This is a genomic window from Streptosporangium saharense (assembly GCF_014203715.1).
Classification (GTDB): domain Bacteria; phylum Actinomycetota; class Actinomycetes; order Streptosporangiales; family Streptosporangiaceae; genus Streptosporangium; species Streptosporangium saharense.
Genome location: NZ_JACHJP010000010.1, coordinates 42,988 through 68,663 on the forward strand (window position 1 = coordinate 42,988; position 25,676 = coordinate 68,663).

At 71.6% G+C, this 25,676-nt stretch carries 23 protein-coding genes; 10 read left to right on the forward strand and 13 right to left on the reverse strand.

Annotated elements, in window-relative coordinates:
• The first annotated feature begins 43 nt into the window (after positions 1 to 43).
• Positions 44 to 1,078, forward strand: coding sequence for a M4 family metallopeptidase (locus tag FHS44_RS32440; protein WP_184721752.1), 1,035 nt, complete (start codon positions 44 to 46; stop codon positions 1,076 to 1,078).
• On the opposite strand, the gene FHS44_RS32445 is transcribed toward FHS44_RS32440, so the two are convergent.
• From FHS44_RS32445 to FHS44_RS32465, 5 genes are all read right to left on the reverse strand, one after another.
• On the reverse strand, positions 1,041 to 1,364 hold the full coding sequence (locus tag FHS44_RS32445) for an SseB family protein (RefSeq protein WP_184721754.1): 324 nt from the start codon (positions 1,362 to 1,364) through the stop codon (positions 1,041 to 1,043). The two genes, FHS44_RS32440 and FHS44_RS32445, sit on opposite strands and share 38 nt — an antisense overlap.
• A 42-nt stretch (positions 1,365 to 1,406) precedes the next feature.
• The gene (locus FHS44_RS32450; protein ID WP_184721756.1) at positions 1,407 to 1,790 is read right to left on the reverse strand and encodes a hypothetical protein; all 384 of its coding nucleotides are present in this window, start codon (positions 1,788 to 1,790) and stop codon (positions 1,407 to 1,409) included.
• Between the two features lie 104 nt (positions 1,791 to 1,894).
• A complete protein-coding gene (locus FHS44_RS32455) occupies positions 1,895 to 2,638 on the reverse strand; it encodes a hypothetical protein (RefSeq protein WP_184721758.1) in 744 nt (247 codons plus the stop codon).
• A 56-nt stretch (positions 2,639 to 2,694) separates the two neighbouring features.
• Positions 2,695 to 4,308: an amidohydrolase gene (locus tag FHS44_RS32460; protein ID WP_184721760.1), complete on the reverse strand. Its 1,614-nt coding sequence runs from the start codon at positions 4,306 to 4,308 to the stop codon at positions 2,695 to 2,697.
• Between the two features lie 56 nt (positions 4,309 to 4,364).
• Positions 4,365 to 5,765: an NAD(P)/FAD-dependent oxidoreductase gene (locus FHS44_RS32465; RefSeq protein ID WP_184721762.1), complete on the reverse strand. Its 1,401-nt coding sequence runs from the start codon at positions 5,763 to 5,765 to the stop codon at positions 4,365 to 4,367.
• A 166-nt stretch (positions 5,766 to 5,931) separates the two neighbouring features.
• On the opposite strand from FHS44_RS32465, the gene FHS44_RS32470 reads away from it, so the two are divergent.
• Positions 5,932 to 6,978 (forward strand): GNAT family N-acetyltransferase, encoded by a 1,047-nt coding sequence (locus tag FHS44_RS32470; protein ID WP_184721764.1) that lies wholly within the window; start codon positions 5,932 to 5,934, stop codon positions 6,976 to 6,978.
• A gap of 61 nt (positions 6,979 to 7,039) precedes the next feature.
• Entirely contained in the window at positions 7,040 to 8,080 is a 1,041-nt protein-coding gene (add, locus tag FHS44_RS32475) for an adenosine deaminase (RefSeq protein ID WP_184721766.1), read from the forward strand.
• 6 nt (positions 8,081 to 8,086) lie between these two features.
• Here the strand turns inward: add and pgl are convergent, their stop codons facing one another.
• The 6 genes from pgl to tkt form a co-directional block, all read right to left on the reverse strand.
• Positions 8,087 to 8,860, reverse strand: a complete 774-nt coding sequence (pgl, locus tag FHS44_RS32480) for a 6-phosphogluconolactonase (protein ID WP_184721767.1) — start codon at positions 8,858 to 8,860, stop codon at positions 8,087 to 8,089.
• Between the two features lie 109 nt (positions 8,861 to 8,969).
• A complete protein-coding gene (locus tag FHS44_RS32485; RefSeq protein WP_184721769.1) occupies positions 8,970 to 9,881 on the reverse strand; it encodes a glucose-6-phosphate dehydrogenase assembly protein OpcA in 912 nt (303 codons plus the stop codon).
• The gene (zwf, locus tag FHS44_RS32490; protein ID WP_246436458.1) at positions 9,882 to 11,549 is read right to left on the reverse strand and encodes a glucose-6-phosphate dehydrogenase; all 1,668 of its coding nucleotides are present in this window, start codon (positions 11,547 to 11,549) and stop codon (positions 9,882 to 9,884) included.
• Positions 11,550 to 13,178: a phosphoglucose isomerase-related protein gene (locus FHS44_RS32495; RefSeq protein WP_184721771.1), complete on the reverse strand. Its 1,629-nt coding sequence runs from the start codon at positions 13,176 to 13,178 to the stop codon at positions 11,550 to 11,552.
• Between the two features lie 5 nt (positions 13,179 to 13,183).
• Positions 13,184 to 14,287 carry a transaldolase gene (gene tal / locus FHS44_RS32500; protein WP_184721773.1) on the reverse strand — a complete coding sequence of 368 codons (1,104 nt, stop codon included), beginning with the start codon at positions 14,285 to 14,287 and terminating at the stop codon, positions 13,184 to 13,186.
• A gap of 2 nt (positions 14,288 to 14,289) precedes the next feature.
• A complete protein-coding gene (tkt, locus tag FHS44_RS32505) occupies positions 14,290 to 16,386 on the reverse strand; it encodes a transketolase (protein WP_312863899.1) in 2,097 nt (698 codons plus the stop codon).
• Positions 16,387 to 16,708: 322 nt separating this feature from the next.
• Here tkt and FHS44_RS32510 point away from each other — a divergent pair, with 322 nt between their 5' ends.
• Together FHS44_RS32510 and FHS44_RS32515 are read left to right on the forward strand one after the other, a co-directional pair.
• Positions 16,709 to 17,662 (forward strand): heme o synthase, encoded by a 954-nt coding sequence (locus tag FHS44_RS32510; RefSeq protein WP_184721775.1) that lies wholly within the window; start codon positions 16,709 to 16,711, stop codon positions 17,660 to 17,662.
• A gap of 117 nt (positions 17,663 to 17,779) precedes the next feature.
• Positions 17,780 to 18,985 carry a PrsW family intramembrane metalloprotease gene (locus FHS44_RS32515; RefSeq protein ID WP_184721777.1) on the forward strand — a complete coding sequence of 402 codons (1,206 nt, stop codon included), beginning with the start codon at positions 17,780 to 17,782 and terminating at the stop codon, positions 18,983 to 18,985.
• On the opposite strand, the gene FHS44_RS32520 is transcribed toward FHS44_RS32515, so the two are convergent.
• Both FHS44_RS32520 and FHS44_RS32525 read right to left on the reverse strand, forming a co-directional pair.
• On the reverse strand, positions 18,967 to 19,680 hold the full coding sequence (locus FHS44_RS32520; protein ID WP_184721779.1) for a SanA/YdcF family protein: 714 nt from the start codon (positions 19,678 to 19,680) through the stop codon (positions 18,967 to 18,969). The two genes, FHS44_RS32515 and FHS44_RS32520, sit on opposite strands and share 19 nt — an antisense overlap.
• Before the next feature lie 49 nt (positions 19,681 to 19,729).
• Positions 19,730 to 20,698, reverse strand: a complete 969-nt coding sequence (locus tag FHS44_RS32525; protein ID WP_184721781.1) for a COX15/CtaA family protein — start codon at positions 20,696 to 20,698, stop codon at positions 19,730 to 19,732.
• 123 nt (positions 20,699 to 20,821) lie between these two features.
• On the opposite strand from FHS44_RS32525, the gene FHS44_RS32530 reads away from it, so the two are divergent.
• From FHS44_RS32530 to FHS44_RS32550, 5 genes are read left to right on the forward strand one after another with little or no spacing between them, the layout of a single operon-like run.
• On the forward strand, positions 20,822 to 21,985 hold the full coding sequence (locus FHS44_RS32530; protein WP_184721783.1) for an NAD(P)/FAD-dependent oxidoreductase: 1,164 nt from the start codon (positions 20,822 to 20,824) through the stop codon (positions 21,983 to 21,985).
• Positions 21,982 to 22,248, forward strand: a complete 267-nt coding sequence (locus FHS44_RS32535) for a (2Fe-2S)-binding protein (protein WP_184721785.1) — start codon at positions 21,982 to 21,984, stop codon at positions 22,246 to 22,248. Before FHS44_RS32530 ends, FHS44_RS32535 begins: the two co-directional genes overlap by 4 nt.
• On the forward strand, positions 22,245 to 23,615 hold the full coding sequence (locus tag FHS44_RS32540; RefSeq protein WP_184721787.1) for an FAD-dependent oxidoreductase: 1,371 nt from the start codon (positions 22,245 to 22,247) through the stop codon (positions 23,613 to 23,615). The genes FHS44_RS32535 and FHS44_RS32540 overlap by 4 nt, the downstream gene beginning before the upstream one ends.
• A complete protein-coding gene (locus tag FHS44_RS32545) occupies positions 23,612 to 24,502 on the forward strand; it encodes a dihydrodipicolinate synthase family protein (RefSeq protein WP_184721789.1) in 891 nt (296 codons plus the stop codon). Before FHS44_RS32540 ends, FHS44_RS32545 begins: the two co-directional genes overlap by 4 nt.
• On the forward strand, positions 24,499 to 25,500 hold the full coding sequence (locus tag FHS44_RS32550; RefSeq protein ID WP_184721791.1) for a proline racemase family protein: 1,002 nt from the start codon (positions 24,499 to 24,501) through the stop codon (positions 25,498 to 25,500). Before FHS44_RS32545 ends, FHS44_RS32550 begins: the two co-directional genes overlap by 4 nt.
• Positions 25,501 to 25,676: the final 176 nt, after the last annotated feature.

Genomic DNA, 25,676 nt, shown 5'->3' on the forward strand with positions numbered 1-25,676 from the left:
CCAGGAGAAAACCGCCCGTGTGCCGTTCCCGGGGAGACACCGGATGACCTCCAAGATCTTGCTGGGCGCCGTCGCGGTCGTGACGGCATCGACGCTGGGCGCACCGGTCCGCGACGGGGTGGGGCACAGTCACTACAACGGCGACCCGGTGTCCCTGCGTACCACGGGAGGGCCGGACTTCTTCACCCTGAGCGACCCCACCTACCCGGGACTGCGCTGCGACGTCGGTCCCCTCGGCATCACCCTCACCAAGCGCGGCAACGACTGGGGAAACGGGAGCCCGGTCACCGAGGAGACCGCCTGCGTCGACGGCGTGTTCGCCGCGCAGCGGTACATGGACATGCTGCGCGAGTGGTTCGGGCGCGACGGCCTCGACGGGCAGGGACGCGGCATTCCCGTGCGCCTCAAGCCGGACCTGGTCGGCTCCTACCTGAGCGGGTGGGTCGCCCTGGGCCGCAACCAGGCGGGCACGAGGTGGGTCACCTCACTGGACTCCGTCGGGCACGAGTACGGCCTGCGGACCTTCCTGGAGTCTGGCTCCGGCTGGAGCGGCTCCTCGGGCGGCGACGGCCAGGAGCACCAGGGGCTCAACGAGTCGTCGGGGGACATCTTCGCCACGCTGCTCGAACACTACGTCGATCATCCGGCCACGCTCGACGAGCCGGACTACCTGATCGGCGAGGAAGTTGACCTGCTGGGCAACGGGCCGGTCCGCAACCTGTACGACCCCGCGCAGCTCGGCGGCCAGAACTGCTACACCCCCTACACCACCGCCACGGGGCCGCAGAACCACTGGTTCTACCTGCTGGCCGAGGGGACCAACCCGGCGGGCAAACCCACGAGTCCCGTCTGCTCCGGGCCCTCGACGCTGACGGGCATCGGCGTCCGTAAGGCGGGGAAGATCTTCTACCAGGGCGTCCAGCTCAAGACCGCTCCCTGGAACTACGCCAAGGCGCGCGCGGCCACCGTACAGGCCGCCCTGACCCTCTACCCGGGGAGCTGCACCGAGGTGGACGCCGTCAAGGCCGCCTGGAGCGCGATCAACGTTCCTCCCAAGACCGGAGAGCCGACCTGCTGAGGCCCTGTCTCCGGGGTGTCAGGACGGTCGCGTGGCCGGTTCCCGGGTCGATGAGCAGGCCGTACCCGGCGGGCAGGAGGGTGAGCAGGTCCGCGCCGAGGGTGGAGAACCACCGCGCGTCCTCGGTTTCTCCTCTGGCCGTCAGGTAGGCGGCGAGTCCGTCCAGGGAGGTGAAGACGGGCACGACTCCTGATCCGGGGTCTCCGAGGGCCAGTGTCCCTGGGCGCTCGGTCGCCTGGCAGTAGAACCGGGTGGAGTTGAACGCCTCACGGTCCTGTCGGTCCATCGCTGTTCCCTTCCGCCGGGTCCGTGGTGTGCGTCGTGTGGGTCACCAGATGTCGACGACTTTGTCCGCCAGCTCGTCGAGCAGTGATTCGGGCACGTAGGGAACCTCGTAGTTGTAGGCGCGCACCTTGTTGGTGAACTCGTCGGGCAGGGCGATGTGATACCTGTTCAGGTAGAACCAGAGCGCGTCCCGCCAGACCCACTCACCGTCCGTCTTGACGGAACAGCCGCCGAGAATGCGGTAGTCGCTTCCCAGGACGTCCTCTTCCGCTCCCATGACGGAGAAGAGGTCATGTCCACGGGCCAGATACTCGACTATGTCGGACTCATCTGGAAGCGGGACGTCCCGGATGGAATCCTTGATTTTTCCTTCAGGTTCACCTGCTCTGTGTGACCACAGTTCCTCGTAGAATCCCAGGATTTTCATGTCGTCCTTTCGAGGTCACTGATCTGTGACGGGAAGGGAAAGTCTCCAGTATCCGTCTCCGTCGACTTTCGGCTCTTCGGGCGCAAGGGCCATTTTTCTGACGCCTACTCTGCTCGTTGGGGCCAGGACCGGGACCCCGAGCTTGTTGGCGGCCTGCCGATCGGTTCGGCGACGTTGTCGTTGAGGAAGCGCGCGGCGTCCCCGAGCGGGTGTAACCCCAGCGCGTCCGCGCCCTTCTCCACGGCGGCGAAGACCTCGTCGCCGAGGGCGTCGATCACGTTGTCGGGCTCGGTGGGCGCCCCGAACTCTCCCGTCCCGAAGTCCCCGGTCCCGAAGCTCTCGCCGGGCTGTGGCCGTTGTTTCATCAGGTCGTCCCGGCGCCGGTTCACCTCCCTCACCTGGGAGGAGACCCATTCGCCCGCCTGCCCGACCTCCCGGCCAGGCCCGGTGCCGAGTCCGAGCCGGGCCAGCAGCGCCGCCAGCGCCGCGCCCGCGCTCTCCCAGCCCCGTCCCGCAGACCCCAGCTCCGTGGACAGGGCGTTCAGCCGGTCGGGGTCCCCGCCGACATAACCACCGGGTGAGGGAGGCGGCATCGGGCGGGGGGCCGCGATGTGCGGTGCCGGATGGTCGCCGCCCCCGAGAGCCCTCACCTGTTGGAAGGCGAGGGTGAACGCGTGCCGTACGGCGGCGTGCCGCTCGGCCATGCCGGCATGGAGCTTCTCGGCTCCGGGACCTGTCAGCGCGCCGTCCGCCAGGACGCGGAAGGCCCTGTCCAGTGCGGGGCCGTACTCCTCGGCGAGCTGGGAGATCGTCCGTAACGCCCCCGGTACGTCTTCGGGTGCGGTCATCCGTCCTCATCCGTCGTGACGTTCTCAACACGGAACCGTGGAACCCATGAACGGAGTCAGCGGTGGTAGACCTCCTCGCCGCCGACGAAGGTCGTGACCACCCCGGTCCGCCAGATGTCGCCGGGGGGTTCGGTGAACGGGTCGCGGTCGAGGACGACCAGGTCGGCGCGGTTGCCCGGGGCGATGACCCCCGCCTCGTCGTCGCCGTTGACCCAGGCCGAACCCGCGGTGTACGCGGTCAGCACGGTCGCCAGGTCGAGGCACTGACCCGGCAGGAACGGCGTCTGCGCGGTCGGGTAGTCCGCGTGGACCGAACCCCCCGGCTCGGTGCGGTTGACCCCGACGTGCATGCCCTGGAACGGGTCGGCGGTCGAGACCGGCCAGTCGCTGCCCGCGCAGAACCGGGCGCCCGTGCGCAGCAGGTCGGCGAAGGGGTACTGCCAGGAGGCCCGCTCGTCGCCGAGGAAGGGGATCGTCAGCTCGTCCATCTGCGCGTGGTGGGTCGCCCACAGCGGCTGGATGTTGGCCGTCACCCCGAGGGCGGCGAAGCGCGGCACGTCGGGGGGCTCGATGATCTGCAGGTGCGCGATGTGGTGCCGGTTGGCGCGGTCCGTCCCCTCCAGGCTGTCGAGGGCCTCGCGGACCGCGCGTTCACCGATCGCGTGGAAGTGCACCTGGAAACCGTGCCGGTCCAGCTCGGTCACGTACTCCTTCAACGACACCGGGTCCACGTACGACAGGCCGGTGCCGCCGCAGCGGCAGTAGGGCTCGATCACCGCGGCGGTGAAGTTCTCGGTGATGCCGTCCTGCATGATCTTCACCGAGGTCGCTTGGAACCGCTCCAGGCCCTCCGCGGCGGCGCGGCGCTCGATCAGCTCGGGGATCTGCTCGGCGCCGCGGGTACGGTCCCACCACAGCGCGCCGACGACCCTGGCCCTCAGCCGTCCCGAGGAGGCCGCCGCCAGATAGGTGGGCAGTTGGTCGTCCCAGCCCGCGTAGGAGCCGACGATGGCGTCCTGCCAGCCGGTGACGCCCAGCGAGAACAGGTGGTTCTGGGCCTCGACGAGCGCGTCGGTCAGGTCCTGCGGCGTCGGGCGCGGGGTGAGGACCCCGACCAGGTCCATCGCGCCCTCGTGCAGCACGCCGCTCGGTGTGCCATCCGGGTCGCGCTCGATGCGGCCGTCCGGCGGGTCGGGCGTCTCACGAGTGATGCCCGCAAGCCGCAGGGCGAGGCCGTTGACCCAGGCCGCGTGGTGGTCGCGCTGGAGCAGGTAGGCGGGCCGGTCGAGGAAGTCGAGCTGTGAGCGGTGCGGCAGGCCGCCGGGGAAGGCCGCCATGTCCCAGCCGCCGCCCTCGATCCACTCGCGGGTGGTGTTCGTCTCGGCGTAGGAGATGATCCGGTCGAGGTACTCCGGCAGGCCGTACACCTCGGACAGGTCGCACCTGGCGCGTTCGAGGCCCGCCTGCACCGGGTGGATGTGCGCGTCGGTGATGCCGGGGACCAGCAGGCCGCCGCCGAGGTCCACGGTCTCGTGGCCGGGGGCCGCTCGCCGTACGAGATCGGGCTCGGGGCCGACGGCGGCGATCCTGCCGTCGCGGACCAGGACCGCCTCGGCGAAGGCGTCCGCGGCCAGGAACGCCCGGCCGCCACGGAACAGGATGTCGCTCACCGCCGCCGCTCCGGCACGTGGACGAGGGGGTGGGACGGGTGGGTCATGGCTCTCCTTCAGCGTCCGGTGATGGAGTCGGCGAACCGTGCCAGGACGGAGGTACGGCCGAGTCCCGCCCGTTCCCTGGCGTCCGCGCGGCGGTACAGGTCGTACATGGCGTGTACCCCGATCCAGCGCAGCGGTTCGACCTCCCAGCCTCGCACCCTGCGGCCGACCCAGGGCAGCGAGGTCAGCTCGGTGTCCCGGCGCAGGATCAGGTCCCGCAGTGTACGGCCCGCGAGGTTGGTCGTGGTCACCCCGTGCCCGGTGTAGCCGCCCGCCCAGCCGACACCGGTCGCGTGGTCCACGTGCACGGTCGCGCACCAGTCGCGGGGCACACCGAGCACGCCCGACCAGGCGTGGGCCACCCGGGAGGCCCGGACGGCGGGGAACATACCGGTCAGCAGCTCCCACAGCGCCTCGATCGTCCAGTCGTGGGTGCGTCCCCTGTCGTCGACGCGGGAGCCGTACAGGTAGGGCTTGCCGCGCCCGCCGAAGGCGATCCTGCCGTCGGCGGTGCGCTGGGCGTACATGTAGTAGTGCGCCATGTCGCCGAGCAGTTCGCAGCCCTCCCAGCCGATCTCGTCCCACAGCTCGCCGAGCGGCTCGGTGACGATCATCGAACTGTTCATCGGCAGCCACGCCCGGTGGTACTGCCGGAGCTCCGCGGTGAACCCCTCGGTCGCCCGGATGACGTGGCCCGCGTGGACGGTGCCGTACGGCGTGCGGGCCCGGCCAGGGGCGATCTCGGTGACCGGGGTGCGTTCGAAGATCTCGACCCCCAGGTCCCGTACGGCCCGCGCCAGGCCACGGGCGAGCTTGGCCGGTTGGATGCGGGCGCAGTGCGGGCTCCAGATCGCGCTGACAGCTCCCTCGACCCGCAGGCGGGCTTCCCGTTCGGCCGGGTCGAGCAGCCTGACGTCCTCCTCCGTCCAGCCCCAGTGCCGTTCGTGCGCGAGCAGCTCGCGCAGCCGCCGGTCCTGGGCGGCGTTGGTCGCGACCGTGGTCACGCCGCCCTTGACGATGTCGGCGTCGATTCCCTCCCGCCCGGCGACGGCGACGACCTCGTCGACCGCCTCGAACATCACGCGCTGCAGCCGCCTGGCCGCCTCGACGCCGTGGGTCCTGGCGTAGCGCTCCGGGGTCCCGGCCAGCTCGCCGACCAGCCAGCCGCCGTTGCGTCCCGACGCGCCGTAGCCCGCGAACTCCTTCTCCAGCACGACCACCCGCAGCCCGGGGCTCGCCTTCTTCAGGTAGTAGGCCGTCCACAGGCCGGTGTAGCCCGCGCCGACGATCACCACGTCGGCGTCGCGGTCACCGTCGAGCGGGGAGCCCGCCTCGGGGATGCCGAGGGAGCGGTACCAGAAGGAGACGTCCCCGTTGACGAAGTCCTCGGAGAGTGGAACACGCGTGCTCATGGCCATACATCCTGCTATATCCGTCAATTAGCACGAACCTTCCAACGGAAAGCGTTGTATAACCGCATCATGGGTGATATTTCATGACGTAACTGCGGTCTCACTCCCGCGTAGCGGTCCCGTAACAGAGGCACGGCAGGCTGTGCCTGACGGAGGGAGTGTTCCGATGGGGTTCCTGAGGATTCGTACCACGGTTGACGAGTGTCCCGGACGACTGGCCTCGCTGGCCGCCGCGCTCGCGGACAAGGGCGGCAACATCCTGGGCCTGAGCGTCCAGTCCAACACCGACGGCACCGTGGACGAGTTCGTCGCCGACATCCCCGCGGGGGCCGAGACGGTGCGCGAGGCGCTGGAGGCGGCGGGCGGTCGCCACGTCCAGGTCGTCCCCGCGACCGCCCACGAGCTGACCGACGAGCCGACCCGCGCCCTCCTACTCGCCGCGAGGCTGCGCGCCGAGCCCTGGCGCCTTCCCGAACTGCTCGCCGAACTGCTGCGCGCCGAGGACGCCCGCTGGGTCTACGGCTCCGAGATGAGCGACCTGCCGGACCCGACGCTGCTGACCGTCCCGGTCGCCACGCGCCGCTCCGTCCGGCTGCGCAGGGCCGGGCTGCCCTTCACGCTGACGGAGGCCGCCAGGGCCGCCTCCTTCGTACGGCTCGCGCAGCCGTCCCTCAGGCGGCGGCCCGGCGCGGAGCGGGTCGTCACGCTGTCCGACGGCACCGAGGCGCGGATCCTCCCGCTCACCGAGCTCTACCGCGAGGCGGTCCGCGACCTGCATGACCGCTGCTCACCGGAGACGCGCCGCTTCCGCTACTTCACCACGATGCCCGCGCTGCCGCCCCACGCCTTCGACCGGCTCTGCGACCGCTCCCGGGGCCGGTCGCTGGTCGCCGGACACGACGGGCAGGTCATCGCCGTGGCCACCCTCGCCCTCACCCCCGAGCCGGGGACCGCCAGGCTGGCCATGCTGGTCGAGGACCGCTGGCAGGGCATGGGACTGGGCGCCGCGCTGGCCAGGACGATCCTCGCCGTCGCTCGCGACCTCGGGCTCGCCGAGGTCAGGGCCGCGATGCACACGGACAACGCGCGCATGCGCGCCCTGCTGACCTCGCTGGGCGCCGCCGTCACCCCGACCGACGACCCCGGCGTGGTCGAGGCCAGGCTCGCCGTCGGCGCGCTGACCGAGACAGCCCCGGTGCCCGACGAACACTGAAGCTGACATTTCAACGTCAGAAATTATCGGATGACGGTACGGCATGCGTAAGGTCGGCCGCATGACCGACTCCTCCAGCGACATCGCCTCCAGGGACGTCGCCGCCTTCATCGACGCGCTGCCCAAGGTCGAACTCCACGTCCACCTGGTCGGCTCCGCCTCCGTGTCCACGGTCCTCGAACTCGCCCGCCGTCACCCCGGCGGCCCGGTGCCCACCACGGAGGAGGAGCTGCGGGCCTTCTACGCCTTCCGCGACTTCCCGCACTTCGCCCAGGTCTACCTCGCGGTGAACTCCCTGGTCAGGGAGCCGGAGGACGTGGAGACCCTGGTGACGGGGCTGGCGCGGGACCTCGCCGCGCAGAACGGGCGCTACGTCGAGCTGACGGTCACGCCGTACGGTCACCACCTGGCGGGCATGCCCATGCGGGCCGTCACCGAGGCGCTCGACCTGGCCGCGGAGCGCTCCCGCACCGAGTACGGCGTCCGGGTCGCCTACGTCTTCGACATCGCCGGGGAGTGGGGGGAGGAGGCGGCCAGGGTGACCCTGGACCACGCCCTACAGGAACCTCCCAGGGATTTGGTAGGTTTTGGTATCGGCGGGATCGAACAGCAGCGGGTGAAGTACCGCGACGTCTACCGGGACGCCTTCGGGGCCGCGCGGGCCGCCGGGCTGCGCAGCCTCCCGCACGCCGGGGAGATGACCGGTCCCGAGACCATCTGGGAGGCCCTCGACGGCTACGGCGCCGAGCGGATCGGCCACGGCATCGCCTGCCTGGACGACCCCCGCCTGCTCGCCCACCTCCGCGAGAGGCAGATCCCCATCGAGGTCTGCCCCACCTCGAACGTGTGCACCGGGCAGGTCGCCACGATCGGGGACCACCCCCTGCCCCGGCTGGTCGAGGAGGGGCTGTTCGTCACGCTGAACAGCGACGACCCGCCCATGTTCGCGACCACCCTGAGCGGGGAGTACCGCGTCGCCGCCGAGGTGTTCGGGTTCGGCGAGCGGGAGCTCGCGGCCCTGGCCCGCAACGCCGTCAACGCCTCCTGCCTGGACCGGGAGAGCCGAGGGCGCCTCCTCACCGAGATCGACGCCCTCGTCTGACCGGGATCAGGGGGAGGAGATCCGGCCGAGGGAGGCGGGGATCTTGGAGGCGGAGGCCCTGTCCAGCAGGAACAGCGTCCGCTGCCTGCCCCGGGCACCCGCCGCGGGGATCTGCACGGGCCCGGAGCCGGACAGCGCGAGCCGTACGGCCGAGGCCTTCTCCTCACCGGCGGCGACCACCCACACCTCGCGCGCCGCCTGGATGACCGGCAGCGTCAGTGAGATCCGGGTGGGCGGCGGCTTCGGCGCGCCGTGCACCGCGACCACGGGACGGGTGTCGTAGAGCGCGGGCATCCCGGGGAACAGCGAGGCCACGTGGCCGTCAGGCCCCATGCCCAGCAGCAGGATGTCGAACGACGGCGCCGGGGCGTGGTCCTCGGGACGCGCGGCCCGGCGCAGCTCCTCGGCGTAGGCGTCGGCCGACTCCTCGGCCGTCATCCCCGAGTCGGGACCGCGCATCACGTGGACGCGGGCCGGGTCGAGATCGACGTGGTCGAGCAGGGCCGCCCGGGCACCGGTCTCGTTGCGCTCGGGGTCGCCGGACGGCAGGAAACGCTCGTCACCCCACCAGATGTCCAGGTGCCGCCAGTCGACCGCGTCACGGGCCGGGCTGGCCGCGATCTCGGCAAGGGTCGCGATGCCGACGGTGCCGCCGGTCAGCACCAGGGACGCCGAGCCCCGGCTGGACTGGACGTCGACGAGGCCGGTGATCACCCGGGCGGCGACCGCCTTGGCGAGCATGTCGGCGTCGCGATGGATGATCACAGAGGGAACGCTCACGGGACTTCTCTCTCACGAACTCTCGGCGGATGCCACGGCCGGGCCTTCGGTACGGGAGCCCCGCCGCGAAGGCGTCCCGCGGCGGACCGCGGGACGCCTCACCCGGCTGTCAGGACTTGCGGCCGCGGGCGATCCGCCGGATCGCGGCCTCGTAGATCTCGTCTGGGTCGAGGCGGCGCATCTCCTCGGCCAGCAGCTCCGCGGTCGGCCGCCTGGTCAGCGCGACCTGACGGTCGGGCCTGCCGGGAAGCGACAGCGTGGCCAGCCGCCCGTCGCCACGGGTGATGACGATGTCACCGTTGGCGGTGGTCAGCCTGACCGCGGTCAGGCCGGGCCCCGCGGAGTCGACGACCTTGACCGGGACGCCGAGGCGCTCGCTCAGCCAGGCCGCGAGCAGCAGCGCGCTCGCGTGGCCGGGAGCCGCTTCGACGACCCCCTTCTTGACCTTGCCGACCGGCTGGTCGAACACGGCGGCCAGCAGGCTCCGCCACGTCGTCAGCCGGGTCCAGGCCAGGTCGGTGTCGCCGGGCACATACCCCTTCGACCGGCTCGTGATCGCCTCGACCGAGTCGGCCGCCGACCTGGCGTCGACGATGCGGCGCTGGGCGAGCAGGCCGATCGGGTCCTTCGCCGGGACCGGGGGACAGGAACCGGGCCACCAGACGACCACCGGGGTGTCGGTGAGCAGCAGCGGGCCGACCACCGAGTCGGCGTGCTTGGTGAGCTCGCCGTACAGCCGCAGCAGGATGACCTCGCCCGGCGTCGACTCGCCGAACCGGATCTCGGCGTCGAGCCGGTTGGGCTCGTTCGGATCGCGGGGGATGACGACCAGTATCCGGGAGGGGTGCTCCCTGGCCGCCTCGGTCGCCGCCCTGACCGCGTCGTACTGGTTGCCCTCGTCGCAGACCACCACCAGCGTCAGCACCATGCCGACCGCGGGGGTGCCCATCTGGTGCCGTAGCTGGGTGAGCTGGGAGGAGATCTTCGACGCGGTCGTGCCGGTGAGCATGAAGCTCGTCATCTACAGCCTCCTCCACTCGCGTCCGTCGCGGGCCATCATCTCGTCGGCCGAGGTGGGACCCCAGGTGCCGGAGGGATACTCCTCCGGCGGGCCCTGGGTGGTCCAGAAGTCCTCGATCGGGTCGAGGATCGACCACGACAGCTCGACCTCGCGCTGGTGCGGGAAGAGCGGCGGATCGCCGATCAGCACGTCCAGCAGCAGCCGCTCGTAGGCCTCGGGGGAGGACTCCATGAACGACTCGCCGTAGGCGAAGTCCATCGAGACGTCCCTGACCTCCATGGCGGTCCCCGGCACCTTCGAGCCGAAACGCACCGTGATGCCCTCGTCCGGCTGGACCCGGATGACCAGGGCGTTCTGCCCCAGGATCTCGGTGTCGTCCTTGCTGAAGGGCAGGTGCGGCGCGCGCTGGAAGATCACCGCGACCTCGGTCACCCTGCGGCTGAGCCGCTTGCCGGTGCGCAGGTAGAACGGCACCCCGGCCCAGCGGCGGTTGGCGATCTCCAGCTTGACCGCGGCGTAGGTCTCGGTGATGGAGTCGGGCGGGATGCCGTCCTCCTGGGTGTAGCCCGCCACCGGCTCCCCGCCCTGCCAGCCGGGACCGTAGCGGCCCCTCGCGGTGGACACCGCCAGGTCGGGCGGCAACTGCACCGCCTTGAGGACCTTCTCCTTCTCCCTGCGCAGCGAGTCGGCCCCGAACGACGTCGGGTCCTCCATCGCCACCAGGGCGAGCAACTGCAGCAGGTGGTTCTGGATCACGTCACGGGCCGCGCCGATGCCGTCGTAGTATCCGGCCCTGCCGCCGATGCCGATGTCCTCGGCCATCGTGATCTGGACGTGGTCGACGTAGCCCCGGTTCCAGATCGGCTCGAACAGGTTGTTGGCGAAGCGCAGCGCCAGGATGTTCTGGACGGTCTCCTTGCCCAGGTAGTGGTCGATGCGGAACACCGAGCTCTCCGGGAAGACCGCGCTGGTGATCGCGTTGAGCTCCTGGGCGCTCTTCAGGTCGTGCCCGAAGGGCTTCTCGATCACCACCCGGCGCCAGGAGCCCTCGGGGGCGTTGGCCAGCCCGGTGCGCTTGAGCTGCTGGACCACGACCGGGAAGAACTTCGGCGGCACCGACAGGTAGAACCCGTAGTTCCCGCCCGTTCCCCGAGTCTGGTCGATCTCCTTGAGCATCATGGCCAGCGTGTCGAACGCGCCGTCGTCGGTGAACTCCCCGGGGCAGAAGAAGATGCCCTCGGACAGTTGCTTCCAGACCTCCTCGCGGAAGGGCGTGCGCGCGTGCTCCTTGACGGCGTCATGGGTGAGCTGCGCGAAGTCCTGGTCCTGCCAGTCGCGGCGGGCGAAACCGACAAGGGAGAAACCGGGGGGCAGCAGCCCCCGGTTCGCCAGGTCGTAGATCGCGGGCAGCAGCTTCTTGCGCGCCAGGTCACCCGTCACACCGAACAGGACCAGCACGCACGGGCCCGCGACCCGGGGCAGCCGCTTGTCACGAGGGTCACGCAGCGGGTTGGACTCGATCAGGGCCTCGGTGGTGCCGACGATCGCCGCCGCCGAGGTCTCGGCCGCCGCCCGCTCGCTCTCCACCGGGTCGGCGTGCGCGTTCTCGCCGCGCACGTCCTCCGGCTCCGCCTCTGCCGGGCGGGTTCCGGACTGCTTGTCACTCATTCAGGCCTCCCGCGCAGCCTCAAGGAGGCGTGCGACACCGGCGGTGCGGTCGGTCAGATGCAGTCGTACGGCGGGCCGTCCCCGCCCGGCCAGCGCGTCCTGGTCGCCCAGGGCCTGCGCGAGCTGCAGCCTGCCCAGCGTGTACGGCTTGCCGGGCACCTCGACGTCCTCGTCGACGGCCCCGGTGATCTGCAGGAACACCCCGTTCTGCGGACCGCCCTTGTGGTACTGGCCGGTCGAGTGCAGGAAGCGGGGACCCCACCCGAAGGTGACGGGCCGCTCGGTGCGCACCGCGAGACGCCCGCGCAGCGTCGCGGGGTCGGCGGCGCTCCAGGCGTCGGTCATCTCCTCGAAGGAGGCGTCCTCGGCGTGCGGGGCGTCGAAGGCCGCCTCCCTGTCGAGGTAGGCCATGATCGCGAGATAGCCGTCCTCGGGGATGGCCTCAAGCAGGCGGGTGAGCACCTCGGGCAGGTCCTTGGGGACCTCGCCGCCGGGCAGCTCGCCGTACACCTCGACCGGGCCGTCGACCAGGATCGGCGTGCCGGTAGGCAGCTCCTCCCGGTCGAGCAGCCTGCCGGTGTTCTCCTTCGACTCGGCCACGTTCGGCTGGTTGAAGGGGTCGATGCCCAGCAGGCGGCCCGCGATGGCCGTGGCGTACTCCCACACCAGGAACTGGCCGCCGAGCGGCCCGCTGACGGTGAGCACGCCGTCGGAGTCGATCCCGGCGAGCAGCTCGTCGGGGGCGTCGCCCGGCTCGGCGCCGACGACCGGCAGGATGCCCCTGCCGGACTTGCCGGTCGACTCGGCGATCAGCTGCTCGATCCAGTCGGGCAGGCCGTTGATCTCGGACAGGCCGTCCTCGATCACGAGCTTGTCGCGCCCGGCGAGCGCGGCGGCGCCGAGGGCGGCGCCCAGGTCGAGACCAGGGTTGCCCTCCGCCCGCGCGAGCAGCGGCCGCACCTCGGCGGCCTCGTCGAGCAGCCTCTCCACGTCCGCGCCCGCCAGCGCGCTGGGCACCAGCCCGAAGGCCGTCAGGGCGCTGTAGCGGCCACCGACGTTCGGGTCGGCCAGCACGACCGGGTAACCGGCCTCGACGGCGGTCCGCTCAAGCGGGGAGCCGGGGTCGGTGACCACGACGATCCGCTCGGCCGGGTCGATGCCCGCCTCGCGGAAGGCCCGCTCGTAGACGCGCCGGTGACTGTCGGTCTCGACCGTGCCGCCGCTCTTGCTGGCGACCACCAGGACGGTGCGGTCGAGCCGGTCGCGCAGCGCGCGCAGCACCTGACCTGGGTCGGTCGTGTCAAGCACGGTCAGCGGCACGTCGGCGGTGGTGGTGATGACCTCGGGGGCCAGCGAGGAGCCGCCCATACCGGCCAGGACCACGTGGTCGAGGCCCCGCTCGCGGGCCCGCTCGACCAGCTCGCCGATCTGCGGCAGCAACCGCCTGCTGCTCTGCGGGAGGTCGAGCCAGCCGAGACGGATCGCGGCCTCCGGCTCGGCGTCCGGACCCCACAGGGTGGGGTCCCCGTTCGAGAGGGCCTCGGGAACGCCCTCGGAGACGAGCCGCGCGGCCGCCTCAGCGGCCTGCTCGGCCAGCCTGTCCTCACCGAACGTCACGGAAACCGACATGTGGTTCACGCCTTCCGGAGCTCGGCGGAGACGGTGGCCAGCAGTTCGTTCCAGGAGGCCTCGAACTTCTCGACGCCCTCCTCCTCCAGCACCCGCACCACGTCGTCGTAGTCGATACCGGCCTCCTTGAGGGCGGCCATGGTGTTCCAGGCCTCCTCGTAGCGGGAGCGGACGGTGTCGCCGCTGATGCGCCCGTGGTCGGCGACGGCGCCGAGGGTCTTCTCCGGCATCGTGTTGACCGTGTCGCGGGTGACCAGCTCGTCGACGTAGAGGGTGTCGGGGTAGCTGGGGTCCTTGGTGCCGGTCGAGGCCCACAGCGGGCGCTGCGGGCGGGCACCAGCGGCGCTCAGCGCCTGCCAGCGCGGGGAGTTGACCACGTCCTCGTAGGCGGCGTAGGCCAGGCGGGCGTTGGCGACCGCGGCCTTGCCCTTGAGGGCCTTGGCCTCGGGGGTGCCGATCTTGTCCAGGCGCTTGTCGATCTCGGTGTCGACCCGGCTGACGAAGAAGGAGGCCACCGACTCGATGCCCGCGAGGTTCAGGCCGTTGGCCCTGGCCCGCTCAAGGCCGGTCAGCCAGGCGTCCAGGACCGCGCGGTAGCGCTCCAGGGAGAAGATCAGCGTGACGTTCACGCTGATGCCCTCGGAGATCGCCTGCGTGATCGCGGCCAGTCCCTCGACCGTGGCGGGGATCTTGATGAACAGGTTGGGACGGTCGACCATCCACCACAGCGCCCGCGCCTCGGCGACGGTCTTGTCCGTGTCCTTGGCCAGGCGGGGATCGACCTCGATTGAGACCCTGCCGTCCACGCCGCCGGTGGCGTCGTAGACCGGCCTGAGCACGTCGGCGGCCCAGCGGATGTCGTAGGTGGTGATGGCGCGCACCGCCTCCTCGACATCCACCCCCCGGACCGCGAGGTCGTGGATCTGGGTGTCGTAGGCGTCGCCCTTGCTCAGCGCCGAGGCGAAGATCGTCGGGTTGGAGGTGACGCCCACCACGTGCTTGTCGCGGATCAGCGCCTCCAGGTTGCCGGTGCGCAGGCGCTCCCGGCTGATGTCGTCAAGCCAGATGGAGACGCCCTGGTCGGTCAGGCTCTTGAGAATCTCACTCATGATCAGTTTCCCGTCGTCTCGCCCTTGTCGGCCCCGGTCCTGGCGAGGCTCGCCTTGGCTGCGGCGGCCACGCGCTCGGCGGTGAGGCCGAACTGCTCGTAGAGGGTCCTGTAGGGAGCCGAGGCACCGAAGTGCTCCAGGCTGACCACTTCCCCCTCATCTCCCACGAACTCCCGCCAGCCCAGCCCGATTCCCGCCTCGACGGCCACCCGCGCGTGGACCGCGGACGGCAGCACCGTCTGCCGGTAGGCGGCGTCCTGGGCGTGGAACCACTCGACGCACGGCATCGAGACGACCCGGGTCGAGATGCCCTGGGCCTCAAGGAGCTCACGGGCCCCCACGGCCAGCTCGACCTCGGAGCCGGTGCCGATCAGGATGACGTCCGGCTGCCCGTTGGAGGCCTCCTGGAGCACGTAGGCGCCCTTGGCGACCTTCGACGCGTCACCGGTGCCCTCGTAGACCGGCAGGTTCTGCCGGGTCAGCGCCAGCGCGGCCGGACGGTCGGTGTGCTCGATCACGGTCCGCCAGGCGGTGACGGTCTCGTTGGCGTCGGCGGGACGCACCACGTCGAGACCGGGGATGGCCCGCAGCGCCCACAGGTGCTCGATCGGCTGGTGGGTCGGGCCGTCCTCGCCCAGGCCGATGGAGTCGTGCGTCCAGACGTAGATGACCGGCAGCTGCATCAGCGCCGCCAGCCGTACGGCGGGGCGCATGTAGTCGCTGAAGACCAGGAACGTGCCACCGTAGGGCCGGGTGCCGCCGTGCAGCGCGATGCCGTTGAGGATGGCCCCCATGCCGTGCTCGCGGATGCCGAAGTGCAGCGTCCTGCCGTAGCGGTTCCCGGGGAACTCCTTGGTCTGGTACTCGTCGGGGATGAAGGACGGCTCGCCCTTCATCGTGGTGTTGTTCGACTCGGCCAGGTCGGCGGAGCCGCCCCACAGCTCGGGCAGCACCGGCGCCAGGCTGCTGAGCACCTCGCCGGAGGCCTTGCGGGTCGCCACGGAGGCGCCGGGCTCGAAGGCCGGCAGCGCCTCGGTCCAGCCGGGCGGCAGCAGCCTGGCGGAGATGCGGTCGAACTCCGCGGCCCGCTCCGGGTTGGCCTCGCGCCAGGCGGCGTAGGCCGTGTCCCACTCGGCGTGGGCGGCGCGGCCCCGGGCGACGACCTCGCGGGCGTGCTCAAGCACCTCATCGGGGACGTCGAAGCTTTTGGCCGGGTTGAGGCCGAGGACCTTCTTGGTCGCGGCGACCTCGTCGGCGCCGAGCGCGGAGCCGTGGACCTTGCCGGTGTTCTGCTTGTTGGGCGCGGGCCAGCCGATGATCGTGCGAAGCCTGATGAAGGAGGGCTTGCCGGTCTCGGCGCGGGCGGCCTCAAGGGCCTCGTGGAGCGCCTCGACGTTCTCCGAGTAGGTGTCGCCCTCGGTCCAGTCGACGGTCTGGACGTGCCAGCCGTACGCCTCGTAGCGCTTGACGATGTCCTCGCTCAGCGCGATCTGGGTGTCGTCCTCGATGGAGATGTGGTTGCTGTCGAAGACGACGACCAGGTTGCCGAGCTTCTGGTGACCGGCCAGGGCGCTGACCTCGTGGCTGATGCCCTCCTCGATGTCGCCCTCGGAGGCGATGCACCAGATGGTGTGGTCGAAGGGGCTGGTGCCCTCGGCGGCGGCCGGGTCGAACAGGCCGCGCTCACGGCGGGCCGCCATGGCCATGCCGACGGCGTTGCCGATGCCCTGGCCCAGCGGGCCCGTGGTCGTCTCGACGCCGACGGTGTGGCCGTGCTCGGGGTGACCCGGGGTGAGGCTGCCCCACTGGCGCAGCCCCTTCAGGTCGTCGAGGGACAGCCCGTAGCCGGACAGGAAGAGCTGGATGTAAAGGGTCAGGCTTGAGTGCCCCGCCGAGAGCACGAAGCGGTCCCGGCCCACCCAGGTGGGGTCGGAGGGGTCATGGCGCATCACCCGCTGGAAAAGCAGATAGGCGGCGGGCGCCAGGCTCATCGCGGTGCCCGGGTGACCGGACCCCGCCTTCTCTACCGCGTCCATCGCCAGGGCCCGTACGACGTCGACCGCGCGGCGGTCAAGGTCGCTCCATTCAAGGGCTGGCACGAGTTCGCTGCTCAACTGCTCGATCTCCGGATCTAGTCGTGTGATGGTGGCGCCGGTTTGGCTTTTCCCGCCCACACCGGACCCTAACGGTTCGGCATCACTACCGTTGCGTAAGGCCGAGCCGGGGCGAGTCCGCAGGAGCCAGAACAGACCTGGACACAACCCCCTGAAGGCGTCACATCACGCCGCTTCCCCACCCCATGCCGGAACCGGCCACCCCAACAACTACAGTTGGGGACTCAGGCTGGCTGGTGCCCGCATCCACGGATTCGCTCTAATCAGAGGTTACGCGTTGACCCCGCACGTGCTGGAAGCGCCGTAAATGGTGCTGACCGACAAGCAATCGACGGCCCCGCCCACGACGGGGGCGGCGGCGTCCGTCGTGCCGCGCTCGTTCGGCGACGCCGTGAAGGCCTATGTCGCCCTCACCAAGCCGCGGATCATCGAGCTGCTGCTGATCACGACGCTGCCGGTGATGTTCCTGGCCGCCAAGGGACTGCCACCGCTGTGGATCGCCGTCTGCACGCTGGTCTTCGGCACCCTGTCCGCGGGCAGCGCCAACGCGCTGAACTGCTACATCGACCGTGACATCGACGCCGCGATGCGCCGTACCCGGCGCCGCCCGCTGGCCCGTGACCAGGTGCCGCCCACCAACGCGCTGATTTTCGGCATCGCCCTCGGCGTGCTGTCGACCCTCGGCCTGGGGCTGACGGTGAACTGGCTGGCCGCGCTGCTCTCGCTGGGGGCCAACCTCTTCTACGTGCTCGTCTACTCGATGATCCTCAAGCGCAGGACCCCGCAGAACGTGGTGTGGGGCGGCATCGCGGGCTGCATGCCGGTGCTGATCGGCTGGGCGGGCATCACGGGCAGCCTCTCCTGGGCCCCGGTCGTGCTCTTCGGCGTGGTGTTCTTCTGGACGCCGCCGCACACCTGGACCCTGGCCATGCGCTACAAGGACGACTACGCCGCGGCGAAGGTCCCCATGCTCCCCGTCGTGGCCACCGAGCGCCGCGTGGTGCTGGAGAGCCTGGCCTACACCTGGGCCACGGTGCTGTGCTCGCTACTGCTGTGGCCGGTCGCGGGCACGACGCTCCTGTACCCCGTCGTGGCGGCCGTCCTCGGCGTGGCCTGCCTGTGGGAGGTCTACCGCCTTCTCGGCCGGGTCAACGCGGGCAAGACCGGGGTGGACCTGCGGCCGATGCGCTTCTTCCACTGGTCGAACGCCTACCTGGCGCTGCTCTTCCTCGCGGTCGCCGTCGACTCCCTGCTCGTCTGAGCCTGAGGGGTATCACCGTTTCGTGCCGCCCTGTCCGGCAATACCTCCTCGTGGCCGGTTACGGACCGCCGCCGGAGGAGAGGGGACACGTCGTGGCTGATCGGTTACGGTTGCCGCATGGCGAGCCGTGATCCCCGCTGGGTCTTGAGGGACCGCCCGTCCGTCGCGCTGATCTCGGGGCTCGTCGTGGCCGGTCTGTGCGCGCTGGCCTCCTTCTCCTTCGACCTGATCAACGGAGATCCGGTCTACTTCTTCATCGCCCTGGCGCTCGCGCTGGCGCCGGTTCCCGTGCTGCTGGCCGCAGTCCTCGCGCTCGACCGCATGGAGCCCGAACCCCGCAGCAACCTGATCTTCGCCTTCGCCTGGGGTGCGGGGGTCGCGGTCCTGGTGGCCGGGGTGGTCAACTCCCTCGGCCTCATCTACATCGAGAGCACCGTCCGCCTCGGCTACGACACCGCCCGCAACATCGCCGCCACCTTCGGCGCCCCGGTGGTCGAGGAGACGATGAAGGGCCTGGTCCTGCTGGGCCTGCTCAGGTTCAGGAGGGCCGAGCTCGACGGGCCGACCGACGGCGTCATCTACGCCAGCATGGTCGGCCTCGGCTTCGCGATGAGCGAGAACGTCAGCTACTACGTGGCCGCCCTGCACGAGATGGGGGCCAGGGGACTTGCCGTGACGGTCGTGCTGCGGGGCATCCTGTCGCCGTTCGCGCACCCGCTGTTCACCTCGATGATCGGCGTCGCGGTCGCCTACGCCGCCCAGCGCAGGGGGCCGGGACGCATCTGGGTGGTCGCGGCGGGCTGGGTCGGCGCCATGCTGCTGCACGGCATCTGGAACGGCCTGGCCTCCTACGTGGGCATCGGGGGCCTGGCCGCCGCCTACCTGCTGCTGATGGTCGTGCTGGTCGTGCTGATCTGGATCGTCTTCAGGGACCGCAAGCGCATCGTCGGCCTGATCATGACCTACCTGCCCGCCTACGGGGCCACCGGCCTGGTCGGGCCGTACGACGTGGCCATGCTCTCCTCGCTCCCCGGGCGCCGCAACGCCAGGCAGTGGGCCAGGGAGAACGGCGGCAGGCCCGGGCTGCGGGCGATGAACGACTACCAGCTCGCCGCGACCGAGATCGGTCTGCTGCACGAGCGGGCCAGGCGTCACGTGATCGACGAGCGCACGTTCAACGAGGAGCAGCAGGCCCTGCTGCAGTGCATGGCCGACGCCCGCGCCGCCTTCCCGCCGCCCCGGCCTCCCGACGGCGCCGGGCCGTACGGCACGCAGGCGCAGCCCTGGGGACCGGCGCAGGCTCCCTACCCGCGTCCCGACTGATCCGCCGTGTCGAGCGCGGTGTCCAGGGTGGTCTCGCGCGGGCCGGGGAAGACGGGGGAGGAGCGTAGGACCACCGCGTCCAGGAAGGCCTTGGCGGTGGCGCCGAACTCGCGGACGGCACCGGCGTAGGTGGTCGAGGCCCATCGGGTGGCCGAGTCGTCGCCGACGCCGAACGTCTCCAGGCCCGCCGCTCGGCACAGCGTCACGGCCCTGGGCAGGTGGAAGAGCTGGGTCACCACGGTCACCCTGCTCGCCCCGAACACCTGGCGGGCCCGCACGCACGAGTCCCAGGTGTCGAAGCCCGCGTAGTCGAGCACCAGGGCACGCGCGGGAACGCCACGGGCGAGCAGGTAGTCGCGCATGGCGGTCGGCTCGTCGTAGTCCTTCCTGCCGTTGTCGCCGGACAGCAGCAGGGCCCGGACCCTGCCCGAGCGGTACAGCTCGGCGGAGATGTCCAGCCGCCTGGCCAGCATCGGCGAGGGCTGACCCCCGGGGGCGGCGGCCCCGAGGACCAGCGCCGTGGGGGCCGCGGGGACCTCGGAGGTCCAGGAGGGAGAGGAGTCGGCGACCGCCGTGTGCCCCGAGCTGGACAGCCAGGCCCAGGTCAGCGGGGCGAGCGCCAGCACGCTCAGCAGGACGCCGCCCTGGTAGAGACGCCGCGCGGTGGGACGCGACAGCGAGAAGATGCCGGTCATACGACAATTCTCACCGAGTTTTACCGATATTTCGTGATCTTTGGGGAGATCAGGGGGAAGCGAGCGCCTCGGTGCCGAAGGCTCCCCGTGAGCGCAGCGTGAACACCACCCGCAGCGTGCAGATCCACACCAGCGTCGAGCCGAACACGTGCAGGCCGACCAGGAAGGCGGGCAGCGCCAGGAAGTACTGGACGTATCCGATGATCCCCTGGGCCAGCTCCACACCCAGCAGCGTCAGCGCCGCGCGCCTGGCGGCCACCGGCGCCTTGGTGACGTGGAGCGCGAACAGCAGGGCGAAGGTGAGCCCGACCACCACGTAGACCACGTCGGCGTGGATCCTGGCCACGGTCTCGATGTCGAAGGCGAAGCGGGAGGCGGCCTCGTCCCCCGAGTGCGGCCCGGTGCCGGTCACCACCACGCCCGCGACGAGCAGGAGGGCGACCGAGGGCACGAGCGCGAGGCCGAGCGTGCGGATGGCCGGGTGGACCAGCGGCTCGGGTGCCGCGTTCCCCTCCTGGGAGCGGGCGAGGAAGACGACGGCGGCGGCGAGCATGCCGATGGACAGCAGGAAGTGCACGCTCACGGTCACCGGGTTGAGCATCGTGCGCACGACCAGGCCGCCCCACAGCGCCTGCGCGGCCACCCCGACCGGCTGGATCCAGGCCAGCGTCACCAGGTCACGGCGCCGGGGACGCAGCCGCATGGCGGATATCAGGCAGGCCAGGCCGACGATCAGGACCACGAAGCTCAGCAGCCGGTTGCCGAACTCGACGGCCATGTTGAGCGGGGAGATGTCGGCGTGCGCGACCGGGACGAAGCTGTCGGCGGTGCACCGGGGCCAGGTGGGACAGCCGAGGCCGGAGCCGGTGACCCGCACGACGGCGCCGGTCACCACGATGCCCACGTTGACGGCGACGGTCGCCAGCGCCCACCGGCGCATGGTCACGGGCGTGGGCGACCACACCCCGGGCAGGAGGCTCAGGGCACGCGGGCGCGCCTGGTCGAGGAGCTGGTTCACGGCTCACATGCTAGGTGGCGTGGGTGGTGGTCCCGCCGCTGCCCCACACGCTCGGCCGACCGATTGATCCCCTCAAAAGCATGTGACATGGTACTGATAGGTCGATCCGGAACGAGGTGGATCATGCCGGACGTCGTGGTGATCGGCGCGGGGGCCGTGGGGGCCGCCTGCGCCTACTACGCGGCACGCGCGGGGCTGGACACCCTCGTCGTCGACCGGGGCTCGGTCGCGGCGGGCACCACGGGGGCGGGGGAGGGCAACGTCCTGGTCTCCGACAAGGCGCCGGGCCCCGAACTGGCCCTGGCCCTGCTCTCCCGCGACCTCTGGCTCGGCCTGGCCGAGGACGGCGTCGGCGACGGCGGGTTCGAGTACGAGCCGAAGGGCGGACTGGTGGTCGCCAGAACCCCTCACGAGCTCGCCGCCCTCACCGCCCTGGCCGGGGCGCAGGCGGAGCAGGGGGCCGAGCACGTCGTCGTCCCCGCCGACGCGCTCACCGACCACGAACCCCACCTGGCCCCCGGCCTGGCCGGAGGTGTGCTCTACCCGCAGGACGCCCAGGTCCAGCCCGCGCTCGCGGCGGCCAGGCTGATCCGGCGCGGCGCGGAGCGCTTCGGCAGAGGCACCCTGATGCTGCGCACCGGCGTCACCGTCACCGGCCTGCTGCGCGCGGGGGAGCGGGTCACCGGCGTCGCGACCGACCACGGCGACATCCTCGCCGGGGCCGTCGTCAACGCGGCGGGCACCTGGGGCGGTGAGATCGCCGCCATGGCGGGCACCCCCCTGCCGATCCTGCCGAGGAGGGGGTTCGTGCTGGTCACCGAGCCGATCAGGGAGCCGCTGATCAGGCACAAGGTCTACACCGCCGCCTACGTCACCGACGTGGCCAGCGACTCCGAGGACCTGGAGACCTCCGCCGTCGTCGAGGCGACCCCCTCGGGACCCGTGCTCGTCGGCGCCAGCCGGGAGCGCGTTGGCTTCGACCGCACGACCTCGGTCCCGGTGCTGGAACGCCTGGCCCGCCAGGCCGTCGAGCTGTTCCCCGTCCTCGCCGGGCTCAGGGCGATCCGGGCCTACTGCGGTTTCCGGCCCTACTGCCCCGACCACCTGCCCGTGATCGGGCAGGACCCCGCCGTCCCCGGCCTGCACCACGCCTGCGGGCACGAGGGCGCGGGCATCGGCCTGGCCCCCGCCACCGGCCACCTGATCGCCCAGACCCTGACCGGCGCCGTCCCCGACCTGGACCTGCGCCCCTTCCTGCCAGGCCGATTCCAGGAGGCCCGCCGATGAGACCCGTGGATCGCGAGTTCGAGATCACCGTGGACGGCGTGGCCGTCCCCGTCGTCCCGGGGCAGAGCGTCGGCGCCGCCCTGCACGGCGCGGGCATCCGCTCCTGGCGCCGTACCCGCCGTGAGGGACGGCCACGTGGGCTGTTCTGCGGCATCGGCGTCTGCTTCGACTGCCTGGTCACGGTCAACGGTGTCCCGTCCCTGCGGGCCTGCCTCACCGAGGCGCGCCCCGGCGACCGGATCACCACGGAGAACGAGCGGTGACCGGCACCTACGACCTCGCCGTCGTCGGAGCGGGTCCCGCCGGGGTCGCCGGGGCCCTCAGCGCCTGCCTGGCCGGGCTGGACGTCGTGCTGATCGACGGGGCCACGAGTCCGGGCGGCCAGTACTTCCGCGGCTTCGGCGCTCCCAACCGGGCGACCCCGGGCTCCGCCAGGTTCGCCAGGCAGTGGGAGACGCTCACCGCCCGCGCCGCCGTACTGCTCGGGCACCGTGTCTGGGCGGTCGAGCACACCGGCGACGGGTTCGCCGTACGCTGCCTCGAAGGCGACCGCGAGGAGCGGCCCCGCACGGTCACCGCCAGGGCGCTGCTGTTCGCCACCGGCGCCCACGACAGGCCGCTGCCCTTCCCCGGCTGGGACCTGCCGGGCGTGCTCACCGCCGGTGGGGCGCAGGCCCTGCTCAAGGGCGACCTCGTCGTCGCGGGCAGGCGGATCGTGGTCGCCGGGACCGGGCCGTTCCTGCTGCCGGTGGCCACGGGCCTGGCCCGCGCCGGTGCGGACGTGCGCGGCGTCTACGAGGCGAACGGCCGTCTCGGCCTGGCGAGACACCCACTGCTCACCGCGGGCAGGGCCGCCGAGGCCCTCGGGTACGGCCTGGGCCTCGCCAGGCACCGCATCCCCTACCTGGGCCGTCACGCGGTCATCGAGGCACACGGCCACGACGCGCTGACCCACGTCACGGTGGCCAGGCTGGACGCCGGCTGGCGCCCCCTGGCCACCAGGACCGTCGAGTGCGACACCCTCGCCTACGGGTACGGCTTCGTCCCCCAGATCGAGCTGCCCGTCCAGCTCGGCTGCCTGACCCGTCAGGGGACAGACGGTGCTCCCGTCGTCGCGGTGGACGCGGGCATGCGCGCCAGCGTGCCCGGCGTCTACGCGGCCGGGGAGACGACCGGGGTCGGCGGAGCGCCGCTCGCCGAGGCGGAGGGACGCCTCGCGGGCCGGGCCGCCGCCGCCGACCTGGGCCGTCACGTCCCGCCGCTGCCCGCCCTCTCCCGGCGCGCGGCCCGCCTGTCCGCCTTCGCCGCCGCGCTGGCCCGTGCCTATCCGGTACGGCAAGGCTGGCAGGACTGGCTGCGTGACGACACGTTGGTCTGCCGGTGCGAGGAGGTGCCCCTGTCGGCCGTGCGGGAGGCGGTCTCCCTGGGCGCCCGCGACGCCCGCGCCGTGAAACTCCTGGCCAGGCCCGGTATGGGCTGGTGCCAGGGCCGGATGTGCGGTCACGTCGTCGCCGCCCTCGTGGGTGACGACCCCGAGCCGCCCCGGCGCCCGATCGCCCAGCCCGTACGGCTCGGCGACCTGGCGAACGCCTCCCCGCAAGCCCCCGAGCCTCCAGGAGGACCCCGATGACGAAGCCCTGGCACGGCGTGATGGTCGCCACCGCGCTGCCCCTGACGGACGAGCTGTCCATCGACCTGGACGGCTACGCGGCCCACTGCGGAAAGCTGATCGACGAGGGCTGCGACGGCGTCGTGCCGAACGGCTCCCTGGGCGAGTACCAGACACTGACGCCGCAGGAACGGGCCCGGGTGGTCGAGACGGCGGTGGCGGCCGTGGGCGGGGAGCGCGTCATGCCGGGGGTCGCCGCCTACGGCGCCCCTGAGGCGCGCCGCTGGGCCGAACAGGCCCGCGAGGCCGGGTGCGGTGCGGTGATGCTGCTGCCACCGACCGCCTACCGGGCCGACGAGCGCTCCGTGGTCGAGCACTACCGCGAGGTGGCCAGGGCGGGCCTGCCGGTCGTGGCCTACAACAACCCCCACGACACCAGGGTCGATCTCACCCCCGATCTACTGGCCAGGCTGTACGGCGAGGGCCTGGTCGTCGCGGTCAAGGAGTTCAGCGGCGACGTCCGCAGGGCCTACCGGATCGTCGAGCTGGCCCCCGGCCTCGACCTGCTCGCGGGCGCCGACGACGTGCTGCTCGAACTGGCCGTCGCGGGTGTGACGGGCTGGGTCGCCGGGTTCCCCAACGCGCTGCCGGGACCCTGCGCCGCCCTGTACCGTGCCGCCGTCGCGGGCGACCTCGCCGTGGCGCTGCCGCTGTACCGCGCGCTGCACCCGCTGCTGCGCTGGGACTCGGAAACCGTGTTCGTCCAGGCCGTCAAGCTGGCCATGGACCTGGCGGGACACCGGGGCGGGCCGTGCCGTCCCCCCAGGCTGCCGCTGTCACCGGAGCAGGAGACGGCCGTGCGCGAGGCGACACTGCGGGCACTTATCGCTATAAAAGAGGACTTATGAGGACGAAACGGGTCTTCCACGCGGTCGACTCCCACACCGAGGGTATGCCGACCCGCGTGATCACCGGGGGAGTCGGTGTCGTCCCCGGCGCGACCATGGCCGAGCGCCGCCTGCGCTTCATGGCCGAGATGGACCACGTCAGGACCCTGCTCATGTACGAGCCGCGCGGCCACTCGGCGATGAGCGGGGCGATCCTGCAGCCGCCGACCCGCCCCGACGCCGATTTCGGGGTCCTCTACATCGAGGTCTCCGGCTGCCTGCCCATGTGCGGGCACGGCACCATCGGCGTGGCGACCGTCCTGGTCGAGACCGGGATGGTCGAGGTCACCGAGCCGGTGACGGTCGTGCGCCTGGACACCCCCGCCGGGCTGGTCGTCGCCGAGGTCCGGGTCGAGGACGGCGCCGCGACCTCGGTGACCATCACCAACGTGCCCTCCTTCGTCGTCGGTCTGGACCGTACGGTCCGGGTGGCGGGGTTCGGCGAGGTCGTCTACGACCTGGCCTACGGCGGCAACCACTACGCGATCCTGCCGGTCGAGTCCGTCGGCCTGCCGTTCGACCGCGCGCACGGGCGGCACATCCTCGACGCGGGCCTGGCGATCATGGAGGCGATCAACGAGCGGGACGAGCCGGTGCACCCCCTCGATCCCGCGATCAGGGGCTGCCACCACGTGCAGTTCCTCGCCCCCGGCTCGGATGCCCGCCACTCGCGGCACGCGATGGCCATCCACCCCGGCTGGTTCGACCGCTCGCCGTGCGGCACCGGCACCAGCGCCAGGATGGCCCAGCTGCACGCCAGGGGTGAGCTCGCCCCCGGCGCCGACTTCGTGAACGAGTCGTTCATCGGCACTCGTTTTGCCGGCAGGATCACCGGGGAGGCGAGCGTCGCGGGACTGCCCGCGGTGGTCCCGGCCATCACCGGCAGGGCGTGGATCACCGGGACCGCGCAGTACTTCCTCGACCCCCGAGACCCCTTCCCCGAGGGCTTCCTGCTGTGACCGCCGTACACCCCCGGGATTCCCCGCTTCGAGAGTAGGCTGACCCGCGACGAGCTACCGTGGTCGCGGCCGATTCCCGCGAGCCGTCCGCCGGATACGGCGGAGCGCGTACCGCGGTCGCCGAGGGCCCGCGTGCGGGGGTCGGTTCATCCCGCTGCGGAGCGATATGATCACCA

Excerpts from the sequence above, each read along its gene's own strand:
- FHS44_RS32440 (WP_184721752.1), top strand. The coding sequence starts at position 44 with ATGACCTCCAAGATCTTGCTGGGCGCCGTCGCGGTCGTGACGGCATCG.
- FHS44_RS32445 (WP_184721754.1), bottom strand. The coding sequence starts at position 1,364 with ATGGACCGACAGGACCGTGAGGCGTTCAACTCCACCCGGTTCTACTGC.
- FHS44_RS32450 (WP_184721756.1), bottom strand. The coding sequence starts at position 1,790 with ATGAAAATCCTGGGATTCTACGAGGAACTGTGGTCACACAGAGCAGGT.
- FHS44_RS32455 (WP_184721758.1), bottom strand. The coding sequence starts at position 2,638 with ATGACCGCACCCGAAGACGTACCGGGGGCGTTACGGACGATCTCCCAG.
- FHS44_RS32465 (WP_184721762.1), bottom strand. The coding sequence starts at position 5,765 with ATGAGCACGCGTGTTCCACTCTCCGAGGACTTCGTCAACGGGGACGTC.
- FHS44_RS32470 (WP_184721764.1), top strand. The coding sequence starts at position 5,932 with ATGGGGTTCCTGAGGATTCGTACCACGGTTGACGAGTGTCCCGGACGA.
- add (WP_184721766.1), top strand. The coding sequence starts at position 7,040 with ATGACCGACTCCTCCAGCGACATCGCCTCCAGGGACGTCGCCGCCTTC.
- FHS44_RS32485 (WP_184721769.1), bottom strand. The coding sequence starts at position 9,881 with ATGACGAGCTTCATGCTCACCGGCACGACCGCGTCGAAGATCTCCTCC.
- zwf (WP_246436458.1), bottom strand. The coding sequence starts at position 11,549 with ATGAGTGACAAGCAGTCCGGAACCCGCCCGGCAGAGGCGGAGCCGGAG.
- FHS44_RS32495 (WP_184721771.1), bottom strand. The coding sequence starts at position 13,178 with ATGTCGGTTTCCGTGACGTTCGGTGAGGACAGGCTGGCCGAGCAGGCC.
- tal (WP_184721773.1), bottom strand. The coding sequence starts at position 14,287 with ATGAGTGAGATTCTCAAGAGCCTGACCGACCAGGGCGTCTCCATCTGG.
- FHS44_RS32510 (WP_184721775.1), top strand. The coding sequence starts at position 16,709 with ATGGTGCTGACCGACAAGCAATCGACGGCCCCGCCCACGACGGGGGCG.
- FHS44_RS32515 (WP_184721777.1), top strand. The coding sequence starts at position 17,780 with ATGGCGAGCCGTGATCCCCGCTGGGTCTTGAGGGACCGCCCGTCCGTC.
- FHS44_RS32520 (WP_184721779.1), bottom strand. The coding sequence starts at position 19,680 with ATGACCGGCATCTTCTCGCTGTCGCGTCCCACCGCGCGGCGTCTCTAC.
- FHS44_RS32530 (WP_184721783.1), top strand. The coding sequence starts at position 20,822 with ATGCCGGACGTCGTGGTGATCGGCGCGGGGGCCGTGGGGGCCGCCTGC.
- FHS44_RS32535 (WP_184721785.1), top strand. The coding sequence starts at position 21,982 with ATGAGACCCGTGGATCGCGAGTTCGAGATCACCGTGGACGGCGTGGCC.
- FHS44_RS32545 (WP_184721789.1), top strand. The coding sequence starts at position 23,612 with ATGACGAAGCCCTGGCACGGCGTGATGGTCGCCACCGCGCTGCCCCTG.
- FHS44_RS32550 (WP_184721791.1), top strand. The coding sequence starts at position 24,499 with ATGAGGACGAAACGGGTCTTCCACGCGGTCGACTCCCACACCGAGGGT.